5 protein-coding genes are annotated in these 4,456 nt (G+C 60.4%); 3 read left to right on the forward strand and 2 right to left on the reverse strand.

Annotated features, from left to right (window positions below):
* On the forward strand, window positions 1-727 hold a 727-nt coding region (locus tag NCN04_RS08255), incomplete at its 5' end, for a (Fe-S)-binding protein (RefSeq protein ID WP_250395767.1).
* Complete coding sequence (locus tag NCN04_RS08260; protein ID WP_284498677.1) at window positions 724-1,263, forward strand: VOC family protein; 540 nt, start codon at window positions 724-726, stop codon at window positions 1,261-1,263. The genes NCN04_RS08255 and NCN04_RS08260, both read left to right, overlap by 4 nt.
* Here NCN04_RS08260 and NCN04_RS08265 read toward each other — a convergent pair.
* Window positions 1,260-2,657, reverse strand: coding sequence for a four-carbon acid sugar kinase family protein (locus tag NCN04_RS08265; RefSeq protein WP_250395769.1), 1,398 nt, complete (start codon window positions 2,655-2,657; stop codon window positions 1,260-1,262). The genes NCN04_RS08260 and NCN04_RS08265 overlap by 4 nt on opposite strands.
* Window positions 2,658-2,713: 56 nt before the next feature.
* On the opposite strand from NCN04_RS08265, the gene NCN04_RS08270 reads away from it, so the two are divergent.
* Entirely contained in the window at window positions 2,714-3,931 is a 1,218-nt protein-coding gene (locus NCN04_RS08270) for an FAD-binding oxidoreductase (protein WP_250395770.1), read from the forward strand.
* Here NCN04_RS08270 and NCN04_RS08275 read toward each other — a convergent pair.
* On the reverse strand, window positions 3,906-4,456 hold a 551-nt coding region (locus NCN04_RS08275; protein ID WP_502988769.1), incomplete at its 5' end, for an aldose epimerase family protein. The two genes, NCN04_RS08270 and NCN04_RS08275, sit on opposite strands and share 26 nt — an antisense overlap.

Here is a 4,456-nt window from a genome sequence, read left to right on the forward strand (position 1 = left end):
CAACGACGCCACCGTGGCCGTCCTGCAAGCCAATGGCTTTGAAGTGGTGATTCCAGCTGATCAAGGCTGCTGCGGAGCGGTGAGCCATCACCAAGGCCAACTCCAACAAACCCAGGAACTTGCAAGCGCGTTGGTACAGAGTTTCCGCGATGAAACCCTGGATGCCGTGCTGGTGGCCGCCTCCGGTTGCGGGCACACCATGAAGGCCTATGGGGAGCTGCTCGATGGCGAGGACAACTTCAGTGCGCCGGTGCTGGACGTGCACGAATTCCTGGCGAACCGGGGGCTGTCCGAATCGTTTCGGCAAGCTCTCACACCGCTGCCCTGCACGGTGGCTTACCACGATGCCTGCCACATGATCCATGGCCAGGGGATTGCGGCCCAGCCCAGGGACTTGCTGCGTGCCATTCCCGAACTTCAGTTGAAAGAAGCCACAGAAGCCGGCGTGTGTTGCGGGAGTGCCGGCATCTACAACCTGGTGCAACCGGACGAAGCCGCCGCACTCGGCCAACTGAAAGCGAACGACCTCACAAGCACTGGGGCAGAGGTCATCGCTAGCGCGAACATCGGTTGCAGCCTTCAACTGAGGAGCCATCTCCGCTCAGAAGGTCCGGACGTCTGCCATCCCATGGAGCTACTCGCCCGCTCTGCCAGGCTCAGCCCAGCGCCCGCTCCAACGACTGGCGGCCAAGACAGCTCCGTCCCCCCCTCGCAGCACCATCCATGAATTCCTTTCTGGCCTCGTCGCGACCTTCCCATTTCGGGCTCTACGTGCATGATCTAGAGCTCATGGAAGATTTCTACGTCAAAAAGTTGGGATTTTGCATCACAGACTCCTGGGAGTTCCAAGGATCAAGAATGCTTTTTTTAAGCAAAGATCCCAAGGAACATCATCAAATTGTTTTGGCCACAGGGCGGCAAATGAAAACGCCGAGTCAGTTCAATCAAATCTCGTTCGAAGTCTCCAGCTTGCAAGATTTGCATGAGAACTTCTCAGCCATTCAGGACATCGCTCCAGGCGAAGTTGTAGCCATGAACCATGGTGGAAGCTGGTCAGTTTATTTCTCCGACCCAGAAAGCAATCCCATTGAATTTTTCGCCTATACCCAAACGTATGCACCACCGATTGCCACGATTCCGATGGACATGGAACAACCATTCCAAACATTAATGGCGGAAACAGATGCTCTCGTTCACCAGTTCCCCGAATCTGAAAGCTGGCAGAAATGGCGAGAGCGATTTAGCAAAACCATGGCCGATTAAGCCTCTCCAGCAAACATCTGCCACGTCTCTTTCAAGCTGTGTTCCGTTCCTAGATTTCCAGGAAATGTAATCACAGGCAACGCACGCATTGGCTCCGTCATATCAGTTGCTGTTTCGATCGCACGCACCAGCGACAACCCTGGCGAGAGTTGCCCCTCCAGTTGAACAGCCTCGAGGCCAAGCCCCTCCGCCAATAGGGTTCCCGTGGTGATGCCTCCTTTGCTGATCAAATAACCAAGCCGCGGAGCCAAGCCGGCCAGCAAACGGGCCATCAGGGATGCCAACTCCATCCCAAAGCGCAACCGCCGCACCAATGCCGCCGCACCAACTCCGAACAGCAACTCACCACGACTGGAAAACAGCACAGGCGTGAGCCCTTCCTCCAGCGCCTGCTCCAGCTGCGATCGCCATTCAGCCTCCAGGTCCGGCAGAAGCAGATCTGGAGATCCCCCCTCCAGCACCCGGGCGATGCGAGCCACCGGCAGCTCAATCCCGCGGCATCGCTCGTTGGCCAGCAGAGATTTCAACTGTTGATCCGCCAAAGAAACATGGGATCCCACCACCACCAAACCAGGCAGCGGCTGTCCGTGAAGATCACGGCGGCGCAAACTCACCAGGCCATGGGCATCAAGGGGCTGAGGTCCCAAGGGAGATGATCCTGAATCCACCAGGCCATTCAGAAGGCTTGCGGCTGAACGGAATAGGAAACGCTTTCGCCCCTGAAGCCTCCGGATCGCGACTCCCAAGGCCCGCAGCTGCTCGGGACGGGTCGCATCGACGACAACCGATCGATTGGCTTCTAAGGTCTCAAGGCAAGTCAAGAGGTCTGCAGATCGCTCTGACTCCAGCAACTCCAGCGGGATCCGCAGCACTGAGTTGGCAGCGATCTGGCCAGCGCTCTTCTCCTCAAGCCACTCCGCCAAATCACTGGTGCCGTAACCAAAGAGGCGATCACGGGCAAACGCCGTGGTGTGCACCGGCTCTCCGTGAAGACGATGCACACCATTCAGGGTGGTGCGCCCCCCCTCAAAGAATGCAGGCACATGCAAGGTGGCATCCACCGCACCGAAGTGCCCCTCCCAGGCCTGCACCAGCACCTGGGGTTCGAGCACGCCGTGCCCGCGCAGGGTGGAATCACCGCGGCTGACGAGCAACAGTTCATGCTCCTGAAGGCCTTCAGCCGCCATGGCCAGCACCAGGGCCTCCACAATCTCGCGATTGCGGGATGCCGCGGCCTCAGGCGTGAGCGCCCGCGTGTTGGCCAACACAAACACCAAGGGGGAAGGGTGCCTCAACCCCCGACGTAAGGCCGCTTCATCCCAACGCAGCAGCAATGGGCAGCTGTGCACCGTCTGAGAACCGGTGGGGTCATCGTCGATTACGACAATCTTCATGGCACGATCGGTTGGTGTATTGATCTGGCCTGTTCACTCACGTGCCTGAACAAGGGTTGTCCTCCACAGCGGTACTAGCACCCAATTCTGTTGAGGAGCTTGGCCAACTCATTGCCGCCCTGCATGCGGACGGGAAGCCCTGCGTGCCTGCCGGCATGGGCAGCCGTTTGCACTGGGGCCCTCCTCTCGCAGCTGATTCGGGGCCGGTGGTGAGCATGCGCCACCTGTCTCGGATCGAGGACCATGCGGTGGATGACCTCACGATCACCGTGGATGCGGGCATGCCCCTGGCCGACCTGCAGACGGCCCTTGCAGAGCATCAGCAATGGCTACCGCTCAACTGGCCGTGGGGTAGCAACCTGGCCTCGCCTCAATCAGCGGGTTCAATCGGCGGGCTCGTGGCACGGGGTCTATCGGGTGGGCTCCGCCAACGTCACTTAGGCGTGCGCGACCAGATCATTGGCATCAGCTTGATGCGCAGCGATGGAGTGAGCGCCCGTGCCGGTGGCCGGGTGGTGAAAAACGTGGCGGGCTATGACCTGATGCGCCTGCTCTGCGGCAGCTGGGGCAGCCTCGCTCTGATTACCGGGCTCACCTTGCGCGTGCAACCGATTCGTGAACCGCGCGGACAGCTTGTTCTGGAGGGTGAGCTCAACCAGCTCGAAGCCTTCCGAGCCGAGGTGGTGGGCAGCAGCTTCACACCCGAGTGGATCGATTGGGAGCTCCGCCCGGACCAGGGGCCAAGGATCCTGATGGGCGTGGCCAGCATCAGTGATGGTGCGGTCGTTGACCAGCTCAACCGGCTCGAGACGCTCGCGGCCGAGCAGGGGGTCAGCAGCGAACGCATGCCGTGGGAGAGCCCGATCCCTGAAGGCTCTGCCACTAGCGAAGATCCACCCTGGCTGCTGCGCCTTTGTCTCCCCCCCGCAGAGCTCCAGCACTTGTTCAGCTCGCGCGAATGCACTGGGCTTTCTGGGTGGCATTGGCGGCTCGCCGCTGGAGCCGGCAGCGGAGAGGCCTGGCAAGTCAGCGGTTCTCCCACACCGGAATATCGAGTCGAAGCACTGAGGCGACGGGTGATCGCATTAGGGGGGCAGCTCAGCGTGCTGATCCAACCAGGTGCCCAGCCAGGAGCACTACCGGCCTGGCTGGATGCCCCATCCCGCCCCCTGATTGAAGCCGTGAAGCATCAGTTTGATCCGAAACAACAGCTCTGCAGAGGACGCCTGCCTGGAGTGGCAGCACCTGTCAACTCAGCGCATAGCGGCAACTGAGCTGAAGGCTCTCTCCAGCGGCGAGCTCCAGCTTGCCGTCTCCAGTAATCAGCGACTGCCGCGGTCCTGTCCAGGGCTCGAGACACACCATCGGGCGAGGAGGTTCGGTCCACACCACTGTGAGATCCATGGGCGCTTGATGCTGAAGCTGTAAGCGCGTGCCCGCAGCCTCATCCACCAGGGTGACCGGTCCAGCAGGGCGGGTGAGAAAGTCCACGCCCTCTGGCAATCGGCTCAACTGATCCCCGGTTTCAGCCTCTGCCATCACGAGGTGGTTGAGGCATTGGGGTGCCAAGCCTTCAAGGCTCGTGCGACTGAGGTCCGTCACATTGAAATAGGGATGGAGACCAAAACTGAACGGCATCAACTCGCCGCCCTCATTGGCATTCGCAATCGTGGTGGTGATCTCCAACGCATCACTCACAGGACGCACCGCCATCTCCAGGCGAAAGCGGAACGGATAGTGCGCAAGGGTCTCGTCCGTGTCCGTCAACCACAAGCGCACGCCGCTCTGGTCGTCGAGGA

It is taken from the genome of Synechococcus sp. MU1655 (assembly GCF_023630655.1).
Lineage (GTDB): Bacteria > Cyanobacteriota > Cyanobacteriia > PCC-6307 > Cyanobiaceae > Synechococcus_C.

Bases quoted from the DNA above. Each gene is read 5' to 3' on its own strand.
- NCN04_RS08260 (WP_284498677.1), top strand. From the start codon at position 724: ATGAATTCCTTTCTGGCCTCGTCGCGACCTTCCCATTTCGGGCTCTAC.
- NCN04_RS08265 (WP_250395769.1), bottom strand. From the start codon at position 2,657: ATGAAGATTGTCGTAATCGACGATGACCCCACCGGTTCTCAGACGGTG.